General features: G+C 48.3%; 18 protein-coding genes. 9 read left to right on the top strand and 9 right to left on the bottom strand.

Translation table 11 applies throughout. The annotated features are described in order from the left end of the window. Nucleotides 1–114: 114 nt before the first annotated feature. The 4 genes from prmA (at nucleotide 115) to K7B07_RS03590 (ending at nucleotide 3,255) form a co-directional block, all read left to right on the top strand. A complete protein-coding gene (prmA, locus tag K7B07_RS03605) occupies nucleotides 115–936 on the top strand; it encodes a 50S ribosomal protein L11 methyltransferase (protein WP_223707540.1) in 822 nt (273 codons plus the stop codon). 81 nt (nucleotides 937–1,017) lie between these two features. Next, on the top strand, nucleotides 1,018–1,665 hold the full coding sequence (plsY, locus tag K7B07_RS03600) for a glycerol-3-phosphate 1-O-acyltransferase PlsY (protein ID WP_223707537.1): 648 nt from the start codon (nucleotides 1,018–1,020) through the stop codon (nucleotides 1,663–1,665). A gap of 162 nt (nucleotides 1,666–1,827) precedes the next feature. Next, entirely contained in the window at nucleotides 1,828–2,640 is an 813-nt protein-coding gene (locus K7B07_RS03595) for a M48 family metallopeptidase (RefSeq protein ID WP_223707535.1), read from the top strand. A gap of 171 nt (nucleotides 2,641–2,811) precedes the next feature. Then, nucleotides 2,812–3,255 carry a hypothetical protein gene (locus K7B07_RS03590; protein WP_223707533.1) on the top strand — a complete coding sequence of 148 codons (444 nt, stop codon included), beginning with the start codon at nucleotides 2,812–2,814 and terminating at the stop codon, nucleotides 3,253–3,255. A 122-nt stretch (nucleotides 3,256–3,377) separates the two neighbouring features. On the opposite strand, the gene K7B07_RS03585 is transcribed toward K7B07_RS03590, so the two are convergent. The 3 genes from K7B07_RS03585 to K7B07_RS03575 form a co-directional block, all read right to left on the bottom strand. Beyond that, nucleotides 3,378–3,824 (bottom strand): CAP domain-containing protein, encoded by a 447-nt coding sequence (locus K7B07_RS03585; protein WP_223707531.1) that lies wholly within the window; start codon nucleotides 3,822–3,824, stop codon nucleotides 3,378–3,380. 136 nt (nucleotides 3,825–3,960) lie between these two features. After that, a complete protein-coding gene (locus K7B07_RS03580; RefSeq protein ID WP_223707529.1) occupies nucleotides 3,961–4,503 on the bottom strand; it encodes a hypothetical protein in 543 nt (180 codons plus the stop codon). A gap of 99 nt (nucleotides 4,504–4,602) precedes the next feature. Continuing rightward, nucleotides 4,603–6,483, bottom strand: coding sequence for a chloride channel protein (locus K7B07_RS03575; RefSeq protein WP_223707527.1), 1,881 nt, complete (start codon nucleotides 6,481–6,483; stop codon nucleotides 4,603–4,605). A gap of 150 nt (nucleotides 6,484–6,633) precedes the next feature. Between K7B07_RS03575 and K7B07_RS03570 the strand changes: the two genes are divergently transcribed. Both K7B07_RS03570 and K7B07_RS03565 read left to right on the top strand, forming a co-directional pair. Then, a complete protein-coding gene (locus tag K7B07_RS03570) occupies nucleotides 6,634–7,323 on the top strand; it encodes a Crp/Fnr family transcriptional regulator (RefSeq protein WP_223707525.1) in 690 nt (229 codons plus the stop codon). 66 nt (nucleotides 7,324–7,389) lie between these two features. Further along, entirely contained in the window at nucleotides 7,390–7,815 is a 426-nt protein-coding gene (locus K7B07_RS03565; protein WP_223707523.1) for a hypothetical protein, read from the top strand. Nucleotides 7,816–8,839: 1,024 nt separating this feature from the next. Here the strand turns inward: K7B07_RS03565 and K7B07_RS03560 are convergent. From K7B07_RS03560 to msrA, 4 genes are all read right to left on the bottom strand, one after another. After that, a complete protein-coding gene (locus tag K7B07_RS03560) occupies nucleotides 8,840–10,141 on the bottom strand; it encodes a radical SAM family protein (RefSeq protein WP_223707520.1) in 1,302 nt (433 codons plus the stop codon). Between the two features lie 24 nt (nucleotides 10,142–10,165). Beyond that, on the bottom strand, nucleotides 10,166–10,771 hold the full coding sequence (locus tag K7B07_RS03555; protein ID WP_223707518.1) for a hypothetical protein: 606 nt from the start codon (nucleotides 10,769–10,771) through the stop codon (nucleotides 10,166–10,168). 18 nt (nucleotides 10,772–10,789) lie between these two features. Further along, nucleotides 10,790–11,839: an agmatinase family protein gene (locus K7B07_RS03550; RefSeq protein WP_223707516.1), complete on the bottom strand. Its 1,050-nt coding sequence runs from the start codon at nucleotides 11,837–11,839 to the stop codon at nucleotides 10,790–10,792. Nucleotides 11,840–12,052: 213 nt separating this feature from the next. Then, the gene (msrA, locus tag K7B07_RS03545; RefSeq protein WP_223707515.1) at nucleotides 12,053–12,598 is read right to left on the bottom strand and encodes a peptide-methionine (S)-S-oxide reductase MsrA; all 546 of its coding nucleotides are present in this window, start codon (nucleotides 12,596–12,598) and stop codon (nucleotides 12,053–12,055) included. Between the two features lie 310 nt (nucleotides 12,599–12,908). On the opposite strand from msrA, the gene K7B07_RS03540 reads away from it, so the two are divergent. From K7B07_RS03540 to K7B07_RS03530, 3 genes are read left to right on the top strand one after another with little or no spacing between them, the layout of a single operon-like run. Further along, nucleotides 12,909–15,020 carry an endonuclease MutS2 gene (locus tag K7B07_RS03540; RefSeq protein WP_223707513.1) on the top strand — a complete coding sequence of 704 codons (2,112 nt, stop codon included), beginning with the start codon at nucleotides 12,909–12,911 and terminating at the stop codon, nucleotides 15,018–15,020. Between the two features lie 51 nt (nucleotides 15,021–15,071). Next, the gene (locus K7B07_RS03535) at nucleotides 15,072–16,127 is read left to right on the top strand and encodes an NAD(P)H-dependent flavin oxidoreductase (RefSeq protein ID WP_223707510.1); all 1,056 of its coding nucleotides are present in this window, start codon (nucleotides 15,072–15,074) and stop codon (nucleotides 16,125–16,127) included. A 21-nt stretch (nucleotides 16,128–16,148) separates the two neighbouring features. Further along, the gene (locus K7B07_RS03530) at nucleotides 16,149–16,325 is read left to right on the top strand and encodes a hypothetical protein (protein WP_223707508.1); all 177 of its coding nucleotides are present in this window, start codon (nucleotides 16,149–16,151) and stop codon (nucleotides 16,323–16,325) included. A 4-nt stretch (nucleotides 16,326–16,329) separates the two neighbouring features. Here the strand turns inward: K7B07_RS03530 and K7B07_RS03525 are convergent, their stop codons facing one another. Next, nucleotides 16,330–17,013 (bottom strand): DUF8184 family protein, encoded by a 684-nt coding sequence (locus tag K7B07_RS03525; protein ID WP_223707506.1) that lies wholly within the window; start codon nucleotides 17,011–17,013, stop codon nucleotides 16,330–16,332. A 3-nt stretch (nucleotides 17,014–17,016) separates the two neighbouring features. Further along, nucleotides 17,017–21,570 (bottom strand): DUF6531 domain-containing protein, encoded by a 4,554-nt coding sequence (locus K7B07_RS03520; protein ID WP_223707504.1) that lies wholly within the window; start codon nucleotides 21,568–21,570, stop codon nucleotides 17,017–17,019. Nucleotides 21,571–21,594 lie beyond the last annotated feature (24 nt).

Genomic DNA, 21,594 nt, shown 5'->3' with positions numbered 1-21,594 from the left:
ATTTTTTGCAGTTATAATGTTTATTTGATGAATCATACGGCATACACGATTAGTTTGTAAATTCACCGCGCGACAGATCATGCAGGAGTAAAAATCTGTCAGATAAAAAGCGTCATGCAATTACATGAGAAATATACAGCCGTTATTTTTAAACAGGTAGACGAAGCGACCGCGGAAAAGATCATTGCCTGTCTTGCAGAACAGGCAGATGGATTTGAGGAAGGAAATGAAGAACTGAAGGCGTTCTTCAGTGGTGCCGGCATTTCAACTGCAGCACTCGACGATGTTGCCCGCCAGCTGCATGTTGCTTATGAAGCAGAAGAGCTGGAGGCAGAGAACTGGAATGCCTTATGGGAGTCCAATTTTGAACCGGTAGTGGTAGACGATTTTGTAGCTGTACGTGCTTCTTTTCACCCGCATTTTGAAAATGTGGCGCATGAGATTCTTATCAACCCCAAGATGAGCTTTGGTACCGGGCACCATGCCACTACCTGGCTCATGATGCAGCAGATGCGCTCCATCGGTTTTGCCGGTGCAAGGGTGTTCGATTTCGGAACCGGAACCGGGATCCTCGCCATACTGGCGGAAAAACTGGGTGCTGCGGAAGTGATCGCCACGGATATTGATGAATGGAGCATTGTAAATGCACAGGAGAACACAGCGCTGAACGGCTGCAGCGGTATCGGGCTCATACAGTCGGGGACAGCCCTGCAGGGAGGCGGATTTAATGTGATACTGGCTAACATCAATAAGAATGTGTTACTGGAAACGATCCCTCAGTTGCGGGAACAACTGGTTGCGGGCGGAGTGCTGCTTTTGAGCGGATTGCTGGAGGAAGATGCGCCGGAAATTGTTGAATGCGCTGTGGATTGCGGGTTGGGATTTGATGGCAAATATCTGAGGAATAACTGGTTGTGTATTAAATTTCACGTGTAAAACTTCGCCTGAATATTAAGGATTTATTACGTAACGGTTGATTTTTTATCATTATTTTTGTATTTCACTGAGCCGGATAAAATGATTTATTGTATACTTTTTTTACTAGCGTATTGTTTAGGCAGTATTCCTACTGCGGTTTGGGTAAGTAAAGGGTTTTTCGGGATTGATATAAGAGATTATGGCAGCGGCAATGCCGGGGCTACCAATACGTTCCGGGTACTGGGTCCCAGGTGGGGCTCCTTTGTAATGATCTGCGATTCACTGAAAGGGTTTCTGGCAGTAAAATTGGCGCTGTTCCTGCCACAATATGCAGATAATGATATTGCTTTTCTGAATATCCAGCTGATATTCGGTATCGCTGCGGTTTTAGGACATATCTTCCCGATATGGGCCAATTTCCGTGGGGGAAAAGGGGTGGCTACGTTATTTGGCCTGGTCATCGGCATCAGTCCCTGGACAGCCCTGGCCTGTTCCGGTATTTTTCTGCTGGTATTGTACCTGACCCGGTTTGTATCCCTGAGCTCCATACTGGCCAGTCTGGCCTTCCCGGTATTTATTCTCATTATATTTAATGTGGACAATCACTTTTACCGTGTGTTTGCTGTAGCCGTGGCATTACTGGTAATCCTGACCCATCAGAAGAATATCGGCCGTATCCTGAAAGGTGCGGAGAATAAAGTTCCTATTTTTAAAAACAGGGACCGTCGCAAGCAACGCAACCGGTAGCCGGGCATTTTCCTGATTATTAACCATTAGCGGATGGATCTTCGCAACCAAAAGCCAGGATCGTGCATCTGAATAAGGATGGCTGGATTTGATGATTCTTAAATCAAAAGCTGTCTTAACTTTGGTATAAAGATTGTTTATTAGCAAATTAAAATCCTTACTATGATTAAGAACTTATTCATCTTCCTTGTTGCGGCAGCAGTGGGGGCAGGTTGCTCCACCAATGCGATTACCGGTCGCAGCCAGATGAAATTGCTGCCTGAATCTGAATTACAGCAGATGGCTGTATCCGAATATCAGACCTTTCTTTCATCCAATAAAGTAGTTACCAGCTCCGGTAACCGGGATGCCGAAATGGTGAACCGTGTCGGTCAGCGGATCATCAATGCGGTCAATACATTCTACCGGCAGAACAATTTAAGCGGTGACCTCAGCGGTTATAAATGGGAAACCAAACTGGTGCAAAGCAACGAAGCGAATGCCTGGTGTATGCCGGGTGGAAAGATCGTGGTCTATACCGGCTTGCTGCCCATTACACAAAACGAAGCCGCACTGGCCAATGTAATGGGACATGAGGTGAGTCATGCCTTATTCGGACATACCAATGAACGTATGAGCCAGACCGTTGCCGCTCAGTATGGTACCAATATCCTGGATGCATTTATGGCAAATAAAAGCTCTTCCGGTATGCGGCAGTTGTTTGGTACTGCCGTAGGCCTTGGCTCACAGGTGGGTATACTGGCCTTTTCGAGAAAGCAGGAACTGGAAGCGGATCATTATGGAATGATCTGGGCAGCAATGGCAGGTTATAATCCCCAGGAAGCAATCGGGCTGTGGCAGCGCATGCAGGCGCAGGCCTCTGGCAGCCGTCCCCCGGAATTTTTAAGCACACACCCCGGACCGGAAAGAAGGATCGAGCAGCTTCAGAAATTTATGCCGGAAGCCATGAAATATTACAAGCCGGCAGGAAAATAAATATATTATATTTATAATATGTGTAAGGCCCTTACTTTTATCAAAGTAGGGGCCTTCTGTTAAAAGCTTGTCCAGGAGCCATTTTTTTTGTACTTTTGCACTTTAATATGAATCTTGTTTGCTAATTGAGTATTTAAGTCAGATTTTTTTAATAAACCCCTTCAAGTTCTTATGACTCAAACAGTGTTCGAAAAATTACAGTACGCCGAAGAAAAAAATCTCTTAATTCAAGGTCTCCCCTCTTCAATCGAAAAACAATTCAGTAAATTATCTTTTGCCAAGAACATGACACCACTCCTGAAATCAAGAAAACTTGATTTTGCGCTGGTATTTGCGGTAAACGAAAATCAGCTGAATGGTATATTGAATGAAGTGATGCCCTGCCTGAAAGAGAACACAAAATTTTGGGTAGCTCACCCGAAATCCAGTTCAAAGATCGTAACTGATCTGAACAGAGAGCGTAGCTGGTGCCGACTTACGGATCAGGGTTATGCGGGAATGGATAGTGTTGAGCTGGATCATGTGTGGACCGCCACCCGTTTTGAAAAACCATGTGAAACAGAGCGGAGCGCTCCTGCGCCGTCCGGCCGGAAAAGAAGGGCAGAATTGGTTTAATTGTTATTCACGCCTGTAAATACAGGCTTTAAAATTTGGAAACCCCGCACGGTATGCACTGTGCGGGGTTTTTCTATGCGGTAACACCGGCAAAAGAACAGTGCCGGAATGCCCGGGAATGATTAATTGGATGCAGCAAGCAGCAGTGTCCAGTATTTGCCGGAACGTGCCGCACCGATTTCCGCTACACTGCGGCTCATGATATTTCTGCAATGCCCCGGACTTTGCAGCCAGCTTTGAATGACTTCTCTTGTATTTTGCTGGCCCATGGCAATATTTTCAGCAACATAGCTCCATTTGTAACCTGCAGCGGCAACTCTTTTTTCAGGCGTGGCTCCGTTGCGTCCGGTATGTGTCAGCCGTCCGGTACGTTGCATATAACTGCTGTGCAGGCCGGCTGCATCGGCAAGCCTGCTGTTCCACTGTACCGGTGCCGCCGCCGGATAGCTCCGCCCCCCGCAATTACAACCCTTTGCCCGGATGGCATTGACCTGTTTTAACAACTCATTGCTGCTGAAACCGGTGCCGGACATACTGCCTTTGTTGCGGGACGCAGTGCAACCTGTCATAAATAAACTGAACAGCAGAAGGGTGCAGAAGAGAAGGCTACGGACGATGGACATAACTGATTACTTACAGCAATAGCAGGGACAAACTCTGTGCCACAGATGAAAATGGCGGGCATACACTGATGCCGGCCTGTCTTCAGGGATTGTTTGCTGACTCAGCGCTCAGTGCCTTGAATTTCTGAAGATCCGTTTTCTTTTTCAATTCCATCAGAAGGACACCATTTGCACCGCGGATCCCGTAGACAGCCGTTGCTTTGGCTCCGTTCAATTGTGTGATGCGTTTAAAGCCGGTTTCGCGGATCAGGGCTGCAATAGCCGCTGCGCCGGCCGCAGGGAGCGGTTCGTAATATTCCTGCTGGAGGGGGTGGCCATTGATCAGCAGGAGCGGCATACGGATGCCGGTGCTTTTGTTGCGGAGCTGTTGCTGCCTTTCCTTCACTAATTGTGCCCGCTGCGCTTCTGATACCGGCCCTACATGGCTGTTGGGTCGGAAAACGACGATCAGCGTGTCTGCAAGAAGGCGGTCGGCGATCATTTTTTTCTGACCGGCTGTCGTTTGTTGTGACAGTTGCTCCATCCACCGGGCATGTTGCTGAACAGTGGTGATAAGATGCGGCGATTGTGCGGCTGAAGTCAGTATAACCCCAGTCAGAAATAGTAATAAACAGCTTTTTTTCATGACATTTATTATAAAGATGCCCGAAACGTGTTTTTACCTAATGAATGGCATTATTTATTTTTTAACAGGCGTAGCTTCCGGGGAATGTACTCCCGGATCTCAGGCTTTGTCGTTCCCGTTCTGCCGGTGAAGGTTCTTGTGAATCAGCCGGTTCCCCTTTGCCAGTAATTTCAGTGTCTGCCGTTTCAGTGATAAATGGATGTGTTTGTTTTCACTGGCATCGCGCGCATGACCGTATGCCGTCATGATGTTCTTATAATTGATGCTGCCGGTAACCGTTTTATTCTTATCCACCACGGGCAGCAGGTCCACATCCAACTGGAGCATGGTTTCTACTGCGGTCTTCAGCGATTCGTTTTCAAGCACCCAGGCCGACTTGCGTTTGATGAGCGTGTCGATATTTGCAGCAGGGTCCTGATGATCGCTCAGCAGACTGGAGGAGCTGACCACACCGCGCAGCACATTGTCGTTGTCTGCAATTATAAAGTAATTTGCCTGGTCATCCTTATGCTGCTGCAGCCATTCTTTTACGGCACCTACATTATTATCACCCGTGATCATCAGTGCGTCTCCGTTCATTACGTCCTGTACCCGGTATTGCTCCAGGATGTCCGGCCGGTAGGCCACCGGGGTATTTACTCCGCGGCGCGCGATCTTTTCCGTCATGATGGTGTGTTCCATGAGGTAAAGGGATACAAAATAAGCAATGGCGCAGGCTGCCAGCAGGGCCAGCAGGGCGTTTACCTGTCCGGTTGTTTCCAGGGCAAACAGGATGGAGGTCAGTAATGCACGTGAAGCGCCGGCGAACATAGCCGACATTCCGATAAGCGCTGCCATGGAAACCGATATGTCCAGGCCGGGGAAAAAATAGTTCAGTGCAAGCCCGGCAAGCGCTCCTGCGGCTCCGCCGATCGTGAGCAGGGGAGCGAGCGTTCCGCCGGAAGTGCCGCTGGATAAGGCGATCGCCCAGGAAAGGAATTTAAAAAAGAAAAGCGCGCCGATGACCTTAAGAGACAGGCTGCCGGAGAGTACATTGGTTATATTATTGTAACCAACGCCCAGTGTATCCGGATAGAAATAGCCGATAATACCTACGGCCAGGCCGCCGATGGCGGGCCACCACATCCAGTGTATGGGCAGGCGTTCAAAGGCGGCCTCCAGCCAGTAAACGATCTTCGTAACAGCCACAGAAAGCAGTCCGATCAATAGTCCTTCCACACTGTATAAGAATAATGCGGTATTGGAAGGTGTGGCCAGCGGCTGCTGAATGGCAAAAACCGGCTCTGTACTGAACAGGAAATGATGCCCGGCGGCCCCGGTAATGCAGGCCAGCGCCACAGGTATAATGGCTGCGGCGGAAAACTCGAACAACAGCAACTCGATGGCCAGGAAGATGGCAGCTATGGGACTGCCGAATATGGCCGACATACCGGCTGTGGCACCTGCGGCCAGCAGCACTTTACGTTCGTGATGCGATATCTTCAGCAGCTGCCCGAAGGTGGAACCCAGCGCACCGCCTGTGGCAATGATCGGACCCTCTGCACCAAAAGGCCCCCCGGTACCAATAGCAATGGCTGAGGAAAGCGGTTTGAGATAGGTAATGGTTGGCTTTATTTTACTGTTATTGGTAAGGATCTGTTCCATGGCCTCCGGAATGCCGTGTCCGCGGATGGCCCGGGAGCCGTACAGCGCCATCAGCCCTACAATGATTCCGCCGATCATCGGAATGATCATTACAAAAATGCCCAGGTGATGCCCCTGCGGAGCGGCGTCTGCAAAAGAAAAATTGCCATAAAAGGCGATGTTGGTAACAAGATGGATCAGCGAAACCAGCAGCCGTGCGATCAGACTTACCAGTGCACCGATGCCAACGGCCAGCAGGGCAATCAGCGCCAGCCGGTTCTTCTGGGTAGAAGGGCGACGCTCCATCCGTTCGGCGGCCAGTGTTGATTGCAGTCCTGTGGATATAGGGATACTCATATATTGTTATTTTAAAAACGGCTGCAAAAGTATGATTTATATCACATATTTGCAAATTAAAAATACCGGAGGCCACTCTGAGGTTTCTTTTTGCAGGGGGAGCTGGTGTTTCCGGCAAGATGTTGACAGGAATACCTATTTTTGATGCAAATGACCAGAAATCCGGATCTTATTTTAACCGACAATATTCTTTACCGGAACTGTATTCCGGAATGGCGGCCCGTGGTGGATGACAACCGTCAGGATATGGTGGTGAAGAAAGGACAGGCCGTCTTTACAGAGAACGGGCCGGTGGAAGGCGTGTTCTTTATTGTAAAAGGGAAAATAAAGATCCATCAGCAATGGGGTAATGGCAAAGAGCTGATCCTCCGGTTTGCCCGGGACGGGGAGATGATCGGATACCGGGGATTGGGGAAGGAGCGGATCTACCCGGTTTCGGCAACCGCACTGGAGGATACAACCCTGATGTACATTAGCCTTTCCTTTTTTGAGAGGACTCTGCAGGTCAATCCCGGTCTTACCTATGCGTTGATGGATTTTTATGCCAATGAACTGGAGGCTACTGAACGGAGGGTGCGGAATATGGCACACATGGAAGTAAAAGGCCGTATCGTTGAGGCATTGCTGCTGCTGAAAGAGCGGTTTGGCGTAAATGCGGAGGGCTTTATTGATATAAAACTCACCAGGCAGGACATTGCTTCCTATGTAGGCACAACCTATGAAACTATTTCGCGGATGACGGGTGAACTGGAAGCAGAAAGGCTGATCCGCACCGGCGGAAAAAATATTGCATTGCTGAAGGAGAGCGGCCTGCAACGGCTGATCCGCTCAAAAAAATAAAAAAAACAGTACCGGCAGCGAAAAAACAGTTTTTTAAAAATGTGATATAAATCATATTTTTGTAAAATGAAACAAGAAACTTCCGGCAGTCATATCTACAGGCCCCTTATGGCGGGTCTGTTTGCAGGCTATATCGCCACCGTTCTGAATCTGATCTATGATGTTCTCTTTCGTGAGAAAACAGCATTCCCGCTGCATGATCTGATCAATGTATCCACCATTATCTTCGCCACGCTTTTTGCATTGCCGCTGGCAGGAGTGGTTTTTGCATTTATCGACCGTTATTTCAGGAATGGCGCCTGGATCTATATTGTACTGTCCGCACTATTTACAGTGCTCTGTGTGTACGGCGTTCTCCAGGTGCACCGTTCTCCCGATCCAGTGGTTACAACGGAATTTCACGAGTTATTACTGGGTATTACCATCATTTCAGGAGTGTTTGCTACCGTTGCCGTTCCCTGGCTGGTGAAACACCAGGACATTTATATGTAGGGTGATCAGCTGTCAGCCATCAGCTTTCAGTGGTGGAAATACTCCGAAGACAGGAAAGCGCAGTTTATGTCGAGGGGGCTTTGAGCGCTTTTTTACAAGATAGCCGGAACCACGAAGGCACCAGGACACAAAGTTGCACAAAGGTTCTTATGTGTTTTGTAGCAGGGATTTGTTGTCACAGATAAATGTATGGTGTGTTAGTGGCGGGCCTTCCGCGTAAATTCGTGAAATCTTTGAGCGCTTTTTCACAGGATTGCCGGAACCACGAAGGCACCAGGACACAAAGCTGCACAAAGGTCTTATGTGTTTTGTAGCAGGGATTTGTTGTCACAGATAAATGTATGGTGTGTTAGTGGCGGGCCTTCCGCGTAAATCCGTGAAATCTTTGAGCGCTTTTTCACAGGGTTGCCGGAACCACGAAGGCACCAGGACACAAAGCTGCACAAAGGTCTTATGTGTTTTGTAGCAGGGATTTGTTGTCACAGATAAATGTATGGTGTGTTAGTGGCGGGCCTTCCGCGTAAATCCGTGAAATCTTTGAGCGCTTTTTCACAGGGTTGCCGGAACCGCGAAGGCACCAGGACACAAAGTTGCACAAAGGTCTTATGTGTTTTGTAGCAGGGATTTGTTGTCACAGATAAATGTATGGTGTGTTAGTGGCGGGCCTTCCGCGTAAATCCGTGAAATCTTTGAGCGCTTTTTCACAGGATTGCCGGAACCACGAAGGCACCAGGACACAAAGTTGCACAAAGGTCTTATGTGTTTTGTAGCAGGGATTTGTTGTCACAGATAAATGTATGGTGTGTTAGTGGCGGGCCTTCTGTGTAAATCCGTGAAATCTGTGAGCAGCCTTTCAAAAGATCTTTAAAGGTCTGCGAATATCCAGGGGAGCGGGGAAAATGCCGTCTTCCCGCCTCAGCTATCCAAAAAAGGCGGATCGCCGGCTGCTTATAAAAAGGCCTTAGTGTTTCTTAGTGCCCTGGTGGCGAAAAATTCAGCGGCGGCCTATGGCCAGGATTGCTGCTTAATAATGCGCGAAATCTGTTTCGTACCGGCCTTTGATGCGCTCCATGGGCGGATTATAGTAACCGTATTTTAAATGAGGAAACTCTTCTCTGATCAGTTCCATCAGTTGTTTCATCCCCATAAACTCACCGGTGTCTGTGACGCCTATTTTCCCCAGGTACCAGTCGGGGTCGATATTGAAATTCCGCCACTGGATCATTTTCAGACCGGTCTCCCGGATCAGCTTTCGCAGGGCCTCGTATTCGGCAATGCTATCGGTCATACCCGGAAAAACAAAATAATTAATGGAGGTCCATCCACCGAAACCGTTCACTACCTTCAGGCTTTCCACAATGTCTTCAAACTGGTAGTTGTTAGGCCGGTAATAGGGCATATAAACTTCGCTCCGGGCACTGTTGGTACTTACGCGGATGGAGTTCAATCCCGCTTCACACAGGCGTTTTACCGCATCGGGTTTTGATCCGTTGGTGTTGATGTTGATACTGCCTTTTTGTGTGTGCTTACGGATCTCGATGATCGCCTTCTCGAGTGTTTCCCACATCAGCAGGGGTTCCCCCTCGCAACCCTGACCGAAACTGATAAGGGGATAGGGGGCAGTTTCAAGATGTGGCACGGTGAATTCGACGATCTCTTCCACCGTTGGTTTAAACTGCAAACGATCCTGTGTGGAAACGATGGTCTCTTCATCCGGCTGCAGGGAAATGCATCCCACACAGTTGGCATTGCATGCGGGGGAGGCCGGTACGGGGCATTCCCAGCGGCCGATAAAATAGTTCCTTGCAGCAGGGCAATGATAGGTCAGCGCACAATTGTTGGCCAGGTGATGTACCAGGCGGTTGTGGGGATAGGCTTTTGTAAGCTGCTCCACACCGTGCGTAACTTTATCCGCATCAAACCCGGCACATTCCTGGCGGATGTCCTGCTCGATGCGTGTAGCGGGCACATAAAATTTATCATTATACCAGGCCACGGCAGTATAACAAAACAGCGGAAGCGTGGGCGCCCCGGGTTTTGTTTCATAGGCGGCTATGTAAAAACCTGTATGGGCGGGAGGAATGAAAGCGGCTACAGCCCATCCTTTTTCGCAGAGCCGCAACTCACCGGTTTTTACATCGATCCCGATACCGGTCCGTTCCGGCAATTCGTAAAGGGAACCTCCGTCAGGCAATTCGATCCAGTCCTCAACGGGTATGGGCAGGGCATCCCAGCCACTGCGGCCTACTGCATAAAGACTGGTATCTTCAAAGATGTTTCCCTGACCGTCGGAATATAAAAGGTATGGAGAGGATTGTAAGCTCATGGATTGTTTTTTTATAGCCCGTTATTAAGAGCCGTGAGCCGTTAACTGCTTTCTGCAAAATTCGTTAAATGCGGCTTCATCCACGTCCGCGGTATCGTCTTTTACAAAATGCTGGTATATTTTATTGTTTTTAAGATCGATGGTAAGAATGTCGTCCTTTAGTAGGAGATTACTGATCTCGCTCCAGCCGATCTTTTTTGCCGGAAAGGAAGGATACCGGACTTCCTGCGAAGAAATGGAGATCACCAGCTGCCGGCGCGCCACCAGGTACAGGAACCAGAGTACCACATTGATCACAAAGCCCCAGCCGATGGAATACTGGTACCACCGAAAACCGAGGATAAGCAGCACGATGCCAAGCGATTGAAGCGTGTTCTTTTTTCTAAGAAGATAGCGATCCCGGAGCAGGAACAGTATAAAAACTGCGGTGCATACGAGGATGCTCACTTTCAGGTTGGGACTGTTCCGCTGGTAATCCATCAGCAGCTGGCCCAGCAGGTTCAAAAAGATAATGCCGTAAGCAAATACCTGGTATACCAGCACCCGGGCGTTCGGAATTACAAAACGGTACTCCGCTCCGGCCTCTGGTGAAGCTGATGCCGGATTGTTATGTAGTTCCTGTTTTACCAATACGAAAGTTTTGTTGCTTTATTTTACCGGATTGCTCCCTGCAAGGATGTTACATAATTTATAAAGGGCTCTTGCGCCCACATTGGCATTCCAGTCGGTTTCGCCGGTACCGACTTCCACAAGGTCGAAGCCGATGAGCTGACGCCCGCTTTCCACTATTTTTTTGAAAAGGAAGAACATACGGTCCAGTTCGAAGCCTCCGGGAACCGGGGTACCGGTATCGGGGCAGAGCTTGGGATCCAGCCCGTCGATATCGAAGCTGATGTGTACCTTGGGGGGCAGTTTGCTGATGATCTCTTCCGCGATATTTTTAAAAGTGTCGCCATCGTACTGACGCTCTTTTATTTCCTGGTCGAAATAAGTGATCACCCGGTAATCGCTGTTTTTGATATACTCCCACTCATCCTGTCCGAGATCGCGGACCCCCACCTGTACAATATTTTTGATCTGGGGAATTTCATTCAGCGCGTTATACATCACACTGGCGTGGGAATATACAAAGCCTTCGTAGGCTTTCCGCAGATCGCAGTGCGCATCTATCTGGAGAATACCAAACTCACCGTGTTTTTCTGCCAGCGCTTTAAAAAGACCAAGAGGCGCACTGTGGTCACCGCCCAGTAAACCTACAAGTTTGTTGTCATCCAGAAGGCTTTTGGCCTGGTCGTATACCCAGTTGTTGAAGTAGACCCCGCCTTCATTTACTTCCTTAATGGTTCGGCACATGAACTGGTTCTTGCCCAGCTCTTCACCTTTGGAGATATAGTCGATATAGAGTTCGGCTTCTTTGCGTAAAAAATCGCTCTTTAATAAAACCGTACGGTCGGTGGGTTTCAGATAATAGCCCCGCTTCCAGGCGTCGGGAAAATCGGGATCATAAAGATCTACCTGCAGACTGGCCTTTAAAATGCTTTCCGGTGCTCTTGCCGTTCCGGCGCCATAGCTTACAGTTACTTCCCAGGGTGCATTGATGATGACCAAATCAGCGTTTTCTTCAGTACTGGGCAACCCGAAAATATTGTTGTTGGGGTTGGCGACACAGTTCTGATCAAAATTTGTTATGTCCAACATTATTGTCTCCTTTTTTTGGAAGGCGCAAATTTACGCCCTTTTTATTGCTTTGTGCAATAATTAACGTTAGTGTCGGTCTGATTATTTTATTCCGCTCCTGATTGCACCGCTTTGCCGTTATTTGTATTGATCCGGATCAATGAAATGAAAGGAAAACCGGCCAGCGGGATGCAAACCGGAATCAGTTTTTTTCGGATTGTTTTTGTGGAAAGGTTATTTTTTTAGTTTGTCTTTGAATACTTTATGAAATTTATCCACTTTTGGACGGATCACCATCGTGCAATAGGGATTTTTGTCTTCATTATTGTTAAAATAAGACTGATGATAATCTTCCGCCGGGTAAAAAACGGTAAATGGTTTTATTTCAGTAACGATCGGATTGTCAAAGGCCCCGCTTTTATCCAGCTCCGTTTTATAATGTTCCGCTTTTTCTTTTTGTGCGGCATTGTGATAATAGATCCCGCTGCGGTATTGCGTGCCCACATCGGCGCCCTGACGGTTAAGTGTGGTAGGATCGTGTGTTTTCCAGAAAATTTCCAGCAATTCATCAAAGGAGATCACTGAAGGATCGTATAGGATCTGTAAGGCTTCCGCGTGACCGGTATTGCCGGTACATACGTCCTTATAGGTAGGGTTTTTTGTCTGACCGTCGGTATATCCGCTTGTAACGGAAGAAACGCCTTTTACATCCTGGAAGATGGCCTCTGTACACCAGAAGCATCCGTTGGCAAATGTTGCCGTATCTGTTTGTTGATTCATGCTGGAAGATTTCGCCGGCGGACCCGTAAAGGCCACGGGGGGCTTTTTTTTCTGCGCACAGGCAGTTGCCGCCAGCATCACCAAAAATAATATGGGAATTAATGTTTTCAATTGCATATGTAAGTTACTGATTGAACGTTAAAAACCCCTCTTTTCACTAAAAATACCTCATAAATAACACGGGAGGTACCGGAAAAGTTCAGGGGCGGGCAGTGTGGTAACGGACGGATAAACTGCTTCCAAAACCAGCAGTCAAATCGTACCTTTGCAAGCCGGCAATGACCGGGATCGAAAATCGCAGAGAAGTTTTATGAAATTATACCCCGAATCGGCATACGTACAACTGGAGTTTGACAAGATCAAAGAGTTGCTGGCCAAACATTGTGAAACGGATTATGCCCAGCGAAAGGCGGAGCAATTGCGCATTCATACCCACAAACGGTTTATTGATGAAGAGCTGAAACAGTCGCATGAATTTAAACAGCTGCTGCAGCATGCGGTTTATTTCCCGAATGATTATCTCCTGAACCTGGCCCGGGAGCTGAAATTATTATCGATCCCCGGTGCGTTGCTTACCGGTGAGCAGTTATTACAGATCCGGAAGCTGGCAGAGAGCATCGAAAAGATTTTCCGATGGTTCGATGCCGAGCGCAAACTGGCATATTCAAGTCTGCACGCGGTTATAAAAGACACCTATTATGAAAAAGCCATCATTACCCTGATTGATGAGGTGATCGATGATATCGGACAGGTAAAGGACAGTGCTTCACCCGCACTGAAAGACATACGGCTCAGTCTTTACCGGAAGCGGATGGAGCTGCGGCGGATCTTTGATAAGATCGTATCCAAACTCAACAAACAGGGTTACCTGGCGGAGATCGAAGAGAGCTTTATGAACGGCCGCCGGGTGATCGCCGTTTTTGCAGAACAGAAACGGGCGGTAAAGGGTATCCTTCACGGAGAGAGCGACAGCCGTAAGACCGCTTTTATTGAACCCGAAGAAACCATGCACCTCAATAATGAGGTGGCGGATCTGGAACATGAGGAGCGTAAGGAGGTAGACCGGATCCTGCGGCAGCTGACCGCAGCTTTATCGGTCCATGCTCCTTTGCTGAATGCCTGGCACACGGTGGTGGGGGAATACGATTTTATTAGGGCCAAGGCAAAATTTGCAAATGATATCAACGGGGAGTTCCCGGTAGTGACGGATAAAGCCCAGGTATGCCTGGTGAATGCCTATCATCCGCTGCTTTATTTATACAATAAACGCTCGCAGAAACCCACCTATCCGGTGTCCATCAACCTCGATCAGGACCAGCGGATACTGGTGGTGAGCGGACCGAACGCGGGAGGAAAGACGGTTACCATGAAAACGGTGGGCCTGTTGCAGATGATGGTGCAAAGCGGTTTGCTGGTACCGGTGCATCCGAACAGTGAGTTCGGTGTGTTCAAGCAACTGATGATCCATATCGGTGATACGCAGAGCCTGGAATTTGAACTGAGCACCTACAGCAGTCACCTCATCCATATGAAATATTTCATGGAGCAAGCCAACGGCAAGACCCTGTTTTTTATTGATGAGCTGGGAAGCGGGAGTGACCCCAACCTGGGAGGAGCGTTTGCAGAAGTGATCCTGCTGGAGCTGCTGAAAAAGCATTCCTATGGTATAGTAACCACGCATTACCTGAACCTCAAAGTGATGGCGGGCAAAACACATGGTATTGTGAACGGCGCCATGGCCTTTGATGAAAAAAATCTTTTGCCGCTGTTCCAGCTGATCGTGGGACGGCCGGGAAGCTCGTATACCTTTTCCATTGCCGAACGCATCGGATTGGAGAAGCGCCTGATCAACCAGGCCCGGCAGATGGTAGATGATGACCAGTACCGGCTGGATAAATTGCTGAACAAGACAGAACAGAACCTGCGCGACCTGACAAAAAAAGACCAGGAGCTGGAGCGGCTGATCAGGGAAAATGAGCGGCTGAAAAAAGAAATGGAACGGGTGATGGATAAGGAGCGGCACCGCCAGCAAATGAATGTGCTGCGCGAGCAGAATAAAATATCAGAAGAACGGATCGCCTATCTGAAAGATACAGAGCGCAAATTGAAACAGATCACCATTGAATGGAAGAAGGAAGAGGACAAGCAGAAGCTGATCAAACAGATTAACAATCTTTTGTTCAACAAGAATGAAAAAAAAGCGACCGGAAAGATCCAGAAAAAGATCGAGTCCAAATATGAAGAGATAGGCGGCTCCATACAGGTCGGCGATAAAGTAAAGATGAAGCGCAACCATCAGGTAGGTGAGGTGCTGGAAATAAAAAGTAAACGGGCGGTGGTAAAGATCGGGCTGTTACCGATGCAGGTAGAGCTGAGCGACCTGGTGGTGGTAAAGGAAAAAGCGCCCGTTGATAAAAGCTGACCGCACCGGTGTTGTGCAGTGTGCCGGATCCATTCAAAAAAAAACAAAAAGATGCATACCAGGGTATTACTCGACACGTTACAGATAAGATTCCCGGTAATACAGGCGCCCATGCTTGGTGTTTCCTCACCAGAGATGGTGGCAGCGGCATCCGATGCGGGCGGACTGGGATCACTTCCTGTTGGCGGACTTTCACCGGATGCGGTGGCCGCATTACTGCACAGGATCAATACGCTTACCTCACGGCCCTATGCCGTTAACCTGTTTGTGCACCACATTCCCGAAGTGGACATCACCACGCTGGAGCCTATGCGCCGGCTGATACAACAGCTGGCAAAGGAGCACGGATATGTATTGACGGACACCGATCTGCAGCTGCCCCGCTTCTATTCTTATAAAGACCAACTGGAGGTGCTTATTAGAGAACGGGTACGCATTATAAGCTTTACATTCGGATGCCCGGATGATAAAAGTATCGCGTTGCTGAAAAAGAACAATATACTGCTGATCGGTACGGCTACCAGCCTGGAAGAAGCGGTGTATCTGCAAAACAAAGGCATTGATATGGTGGTGGCCCAGGGGATTGAGGCCGGCGGGCATCGCGGCAGTTTTCTGAATGAAAATGTACTGCCGCAACAACCGCTGGAAGTATTGCTGAGGCAAGTGAAAGCTGCACTGACCATCCCGCTGATTGCTGCGGGGGGTATACGGAATAGTGGTACAGCAAAGACGTTGTTTGATCAGGGGGCAGCAGCAATACAACTGGGAACACTGTTTATTCCCACGGATGAAAGTCTGGCGATTTCTTCGTATAAAAAAATGCTGACCGGGGAAGACCCCCGTTCAGTGCTGACCACTGCTTTTTCCGGCCGGTGGGCCAGGGGCATTTCCAATGCTTTTATCACCGCGATCGAAACTTCCGGTATCCCGGTGCCGCCCTATCCTTATCAGAATGCGCTGACCGCCCCGCTTCGTAAAATGGCGCAGGCGCAGGACGATCCGGAGTTTACCAGTCTCTGGGCCGGTACGGAACTGCCGCTGACCGCTACCGCGGACTCAGCAGCAGTCATTGTGGAATCATTTGGGAGGGCGTTGCTGGCCGTGTAGGAGACTGTTAGAGATCTGTTGATGCAACTTCAAACAAGCTATACATTTTATGCGACCCGGGCCCGGTTATGGCCGCTGTTGTTTCATTCAAAAATGGATGACCGGAAGCCCTGTTATTTTCTTTTCGGGCTTCCTAAACCCATGGAGTGTCGGTTAGCAGATGGCAGTGGTGGTGTAGGTGCCACCAGCCTGGAATGAAGATTTATTTATTTAATTGCTCGATACAAATAGTTAAGAGTGTTCTGACAATTTCAGAGAATTCCGGTTGAATGTTGAGTTCCCATGTATAAAGCGAAGGTGCAATTTCGTCGGCAGATTCATTCCAGACGTCTTTACCCGCACATTCAACTTTCAATAAATTGTCCCTGAGTTCAACCGATTTTATCTGCTCATACCGGCGTTGTGCAATTAAGGGTTCCTTTATTTGCGCATAAACTCCGTATTTATTCCTGCTGACAATGAGCCATTTTTTATTTTCAATGTTTGTGTCATTGTAAGAAATATCTTCAATTTGAAATTTGAAAAATTGCTTATCTGTTTCGATTTTAATCGAGTCTGAAAAAGTTGTTTTTATTTTCAGCGCCCCTGCATTATACTCCTCAATAAATTCAGCAAGCGCCAAACCTGCTTTATGTTTGGTTAAGTCTATCTGATATCTGGAAAGAGATTTATTGACGGTAACATCTAAAATCAGTGTTTTTTGATTTTCAATCTGAAAGTTGGAAAAAGGAACCAGCGTTGCATCGGTAAGGGGGGTGATGTTTAATTGAAACGCATCCCCCAGGGTGCGAAAATTCTCACCGGCGATAATATCGATCCTTGTCCAGGTAGTGTCTGGATCAAGTGTGAATTGGATAAAGTTGGCTTTTGATTTAGTTATATTCATGATTTAATGTTGATGTCGTTCTAGTGCATCAAAAGACTCATTGGATCGCGCACCATATTTCCTGGTACCTGCATATTTATCCACTACAGCCTTTGTGTCTGCCCTTGCAGCGACAAAATCTGCCCTTTGAATAGTAATGGGGTCACCTCCTTTTCGGGGAATTGTTACACTATTTGCTTCGCCACGAATGAGTGGGTCAAACATGTTGGTACGGCACTCCGCACAAACCTGAACCTCTTTTATAACCCCTTCCGGAAACTGACCTTTAACATCTGATATTACAACATCCTGACCTTTTAGCTTTCCCTGATCTGCAAGTTCGTTTAAGTTTCGCATTTCAGAGTGAACTTTATTTTTTGATGGGAGTGAGCTTGAATGTTTTCCTGCTGTAACTTTGGAAGTTGCTCCTTTCATTCCCCCAGGCATCAACCCATATAAGTCAATCCATGTGTTTGTATCCTGTACAAATCCATATAAGGTAGGGTTAACTCCGATTAATCCAATAGGATCCTGACTTATATACCCGCCACTTTCATGATCATAGTACCTGAACCGGTTATAGGCCAGTCCGGTTTCTTCATCCACATACTGTCCCTGGTAAAGCTGCGGCACCAGACCTTTTTCACCGCTTTCTTTTCTTACCGTTCCATAAATATCCAGTTCCCGCTCCCAAACTTTTTCGCCGGAGCCGCTATAAGCATGGGTGGGGGTACCCAGGTAATCGGTTACAATACTGTATTGTTCATTATCAATGAGCTTGGCGCAAGGTACAAAACTATCGGGCTCAAATATCCATGTACTCAGATTTTCAACCGGCTCTTTTTCTTCTTTAATGCCTTCTTCGTCAACCGATTTTTTTGGGGGATAGGCACCTTCATATTTCCATTCATGCAGCGGCACATTGCCATCCCATACCCAGCGGGTAACAACGCCGTTGCTTTCCTCAAAAAACCGGGCATTTTGATCCAGTACAATCTTGGCAATCCTCCTGCCCAGGGGGTCGTAATAAAATTCAATTTCCCGGCCGCCGGGGTTGATCACTTTTTTAAGCATACCGTTGCCCGCCCATTCATAGAGCCAGCCGGTGCCGCTGCGTTTAAAAGCAATGCCCTGCGCTTTGGCATATTCCGTATGCACAATAGCGGCGGCATTTTCATTGGTTTTAAATTCCTTAAAAATAATATTGCCCTCGCCATCATAATGGTAAGCGTATTTATCGTCCTCCTGCAGGCGCCCGCCCTTGCTGTATTTCCGGTCGCTTCGGTTGCGGGTCTTGAACAGGTTCCCTATTTTATCCGGTACCCGGTAAATGGTTTCAGTGGCGCCGCTTTTGCTTTCATAGGAAGCGCTGATGAGGCTGTCAAAGGCATCGTATTCAAAATTGGCCTGTGCTTTTGTCAGCTCGTCTACCAGTTTATGAAGCTTATTGCCCATGCCCCAGTCGTACCGGGTACGACTTTGTTCTATATTTTTAGCGCCAATGCTGCGGCGGGTTACACGGCCCAGCCGGTCGCGCTCGGTTTTTACTTCCACATTACCGGAAAGCTGGCGGTGCAGTTCCAGCCCCGTATCGTCCCGCTGAAAGAGCGCCTTCCACGCAGTGGATTCCTGTTGGGGGCCGGATGCTTCCGCTGCCGGCGCACGTCCTGTAACCCGGCTGATGACGGCATTGATCTCTTTTATTTTCTGATCGACCTCGGTGGGTTGGGGTTTGGGCCCGGCAGCGGCGTCCGCGCTGCGGGTACCGCTTATTTGTGTAAGCATTCCCCACTCATCGTATTCCATTTCAATTACGGCGCCCAGGCTGCTGCCGGTATAAATGCAGCTACCTTCCTTAGTGTAGCTTTTTATTACCTCGTAACCATCCTGTATTTCCTTTACCACGCGACCGGCTTTGTCCCGTTCGACCCGGATATGCGCGTTTTCATTGATGGCTTCGGTTAGCAGGCTGTCTGCATTGTATTTATAGGCAGCCATGCTGCCATCGCTGTGTGTTTCCTGTACAACATTGCCTGTTCCGTCATAAGCATAAGTGGTCCAGCGCTCATCCGGGCGCAATACTCTTGTTACCTGACCGTTCCCATCGCGGATATAGCGGCGGTGCAGTCCGTCAAAGCCCCATTCATTTACCACATTGCCCATAGGATCCAGTCCAAACTTATACAGTTCGCCGCCCTCATTGGCAATGCTTTTCAATTGCAGTTCCGTGTCGTAGTTAAATTGTACGGAGCGGTTGTTCTGCGTCCGTTTTCTTAAGATACCCAGTGGACCGTACTCAAACTGAACCTGGTGGCCGATGCCTTTTGCCTGCACCAGGTTACCGGCCCTGTCATAGTCAAAATGATGTACATTGCCATCAGGCTCTTTTAGTTCTGTTACCAGGCCTGCATCATTGTATTTAAAATGGGTGCTGTTTCCCCGTACATCCATATGGTACGTTGGATTGCTCAGGTCGTCGTATTCCCAAATCTGCTGCAGCCCGTTAGGGTAGCGGAGCCGGCTAAGGTTGTATTGATTATCGTATTGCAATTCAAACTTCCGCCCTTTATTGTCTTTGATCCATCGCAGCTGTTTATCTTCATACACGTAGTAAACGGTATTACCACCGGCGCCGGTACGGCTTATCAGCCGGTTTTGCTTATCGTATGCCCAGCTCAGGCTCCTGCCTCCCGGACTGCCGGCGTAAACAAGGTTAAGACGGTCATCGTAATTATAGTCGCTGGACTCATCATTCTCATTTGTAATACGTACTATTTTCCCATAGGCATTGTATGCATACCTGACGGAGCCTCCTTCCGGATTTACCACCACTTCCAGGTCCTGCAGCGGATTATAAGCCTGGCGGGTAATACCGCCATTCGCATCAATGATTTTAAAAATAAGCTTACTGTTATCGTAATGGTATTCAGTGGCATGGCCCAGGCTATTGCGGGTAATGGTAGTGCCGCTGCCATCATCATTTTGCTGGTATTCCGTCCAGTACTCCAGTGTGCCGCCATCCCCCCAGGTATGAATACAACGGGCATCGTCGCCCCGGCCTTCATACTCCCAGTAAAAACTGTGATTGCTTTGGTTGGTAAGCTTTACCAGTAAATGATCATCATACTCAAAATGCTTAACGGCGCCCATCACATCTTCAGTACGGGTCATATTTCCCAGGGCATCGTAATGGTATTGTATAAAATTCAGTTGTTTGCCATTGGCAAGGGTATGTATTGCAGTAACATGGCCTTTTTCATCGTGCTCCACTGTTAAACGGCGGCTGCAACTGTCAATTATTTCAATAAGCGCTCCCCTGTAGTCGTAATGAAATAAGATGGCAAAACCCTGCGGATCGGTTATGGATGACAACATGCCGAAGCCCTCCCGGTTCTGTTTACCGTTAAAGCGGTAAACCAGCTTACTGCTGTCCGTTATAAAATATCCGTCTGTATCCCGTTCAAAAAATAAATGTTCGATACGATGATAAAAGATTTCACCGGTTTGCAGGTAAGGCATCGCGGCTTCCCGCCCATCGCGCAGGCGCAGTGTAAAACCGTTACCTACATCGCGCAGGCCCATATTATAACCGTGGTGCCAGTTATAACCCAGCGAGGTCTCTACTTCCGCATCACTGTAATAGGTACGCTCCCACACCAGGGGAATGGGGCCCGGCAGCTCAAAGTCCACGTTATTATGGATCACCCTTCCTGTAGCGGCATCTACCGGCTCTCCAAAATTTTTACATTTAATCGGTTGCAGCGCTGCGGCCAGCTTTGGATTGGTCTTTGCGATATCGTCGATCTTTTTCTGGAACTTATTCCCAAGCGCATCGATCTTTTTGATCTTGACCTTTTTCATCAGCGCCTGTAACCCCATTTTAAAAAATAACTGGAACAGGTCAATGGTGGGTGGCCCGCCTACCACTACCGGTTTGCCGCTGCTTATAATGGCGAGCAGTAAAGAAGTGGGCAACATAAGATCCAAAACCGGGCGTGGTGTTTTATTCATCCGGGGTAAGCTCGGAAAGCCTACCAGGTTGCAGGACAGGGAAGGATGGAACTGGGTGGAAAAGGGGCCGCCGTCTGCCAGCACTGTACTGCTGCCCATCCACATTTCAGAAGAAGAGGTAGGTACTGCCAAAGGAAGCAGATGCAGAAACATTGCCGGAAGGTGCATTACCGGGGTGCCGGCATTGTTAATCCAGCGTCCGTGCACCTGTACAGAAGGTTTCAATGCATTTATAATAGCCGTACAAACACTTAATACGGTTACCGGTGCTTCTTCGCCTTCAGGAGGTTCAGGTGGTGTGGGCAGCGCCGAGGCAATGGCGCTCATGATGGCGCCAAAAATATCAAAGATCAGGCCTACATGGGGTACGGGAAATACCGGACAGGGAGGCATGATGGTCTGTTCAAAATCGATCCCGATTGCCAGGTCAAAATATTTTCCGGCAGACATGCCTGGCATGGAAGGCAGGATACTTGCAAGGCCGGCCTGTAAATCGTCCAGCTTGCCTTTGGCATCGCCAAAGAGTTCTCCGAATCCCTTACTGGGTGCTGATCCTGTTGCTGCCATTGTTAAATAGTTTTCATTTTTTCA

Source organism: Niabella beijingensis, from assembly GCF_020034665.1.
GTDB lineage: Bacteria > Bacteroidota > Bacteroidia > Chitinophagales > Chitinophagaceae > Niabella > Niabella beijingensis.
Note: the sequence above shows the minus strand (reverse complement) of the source record. Positions and strands in the feature narration are given on the sequence as shown.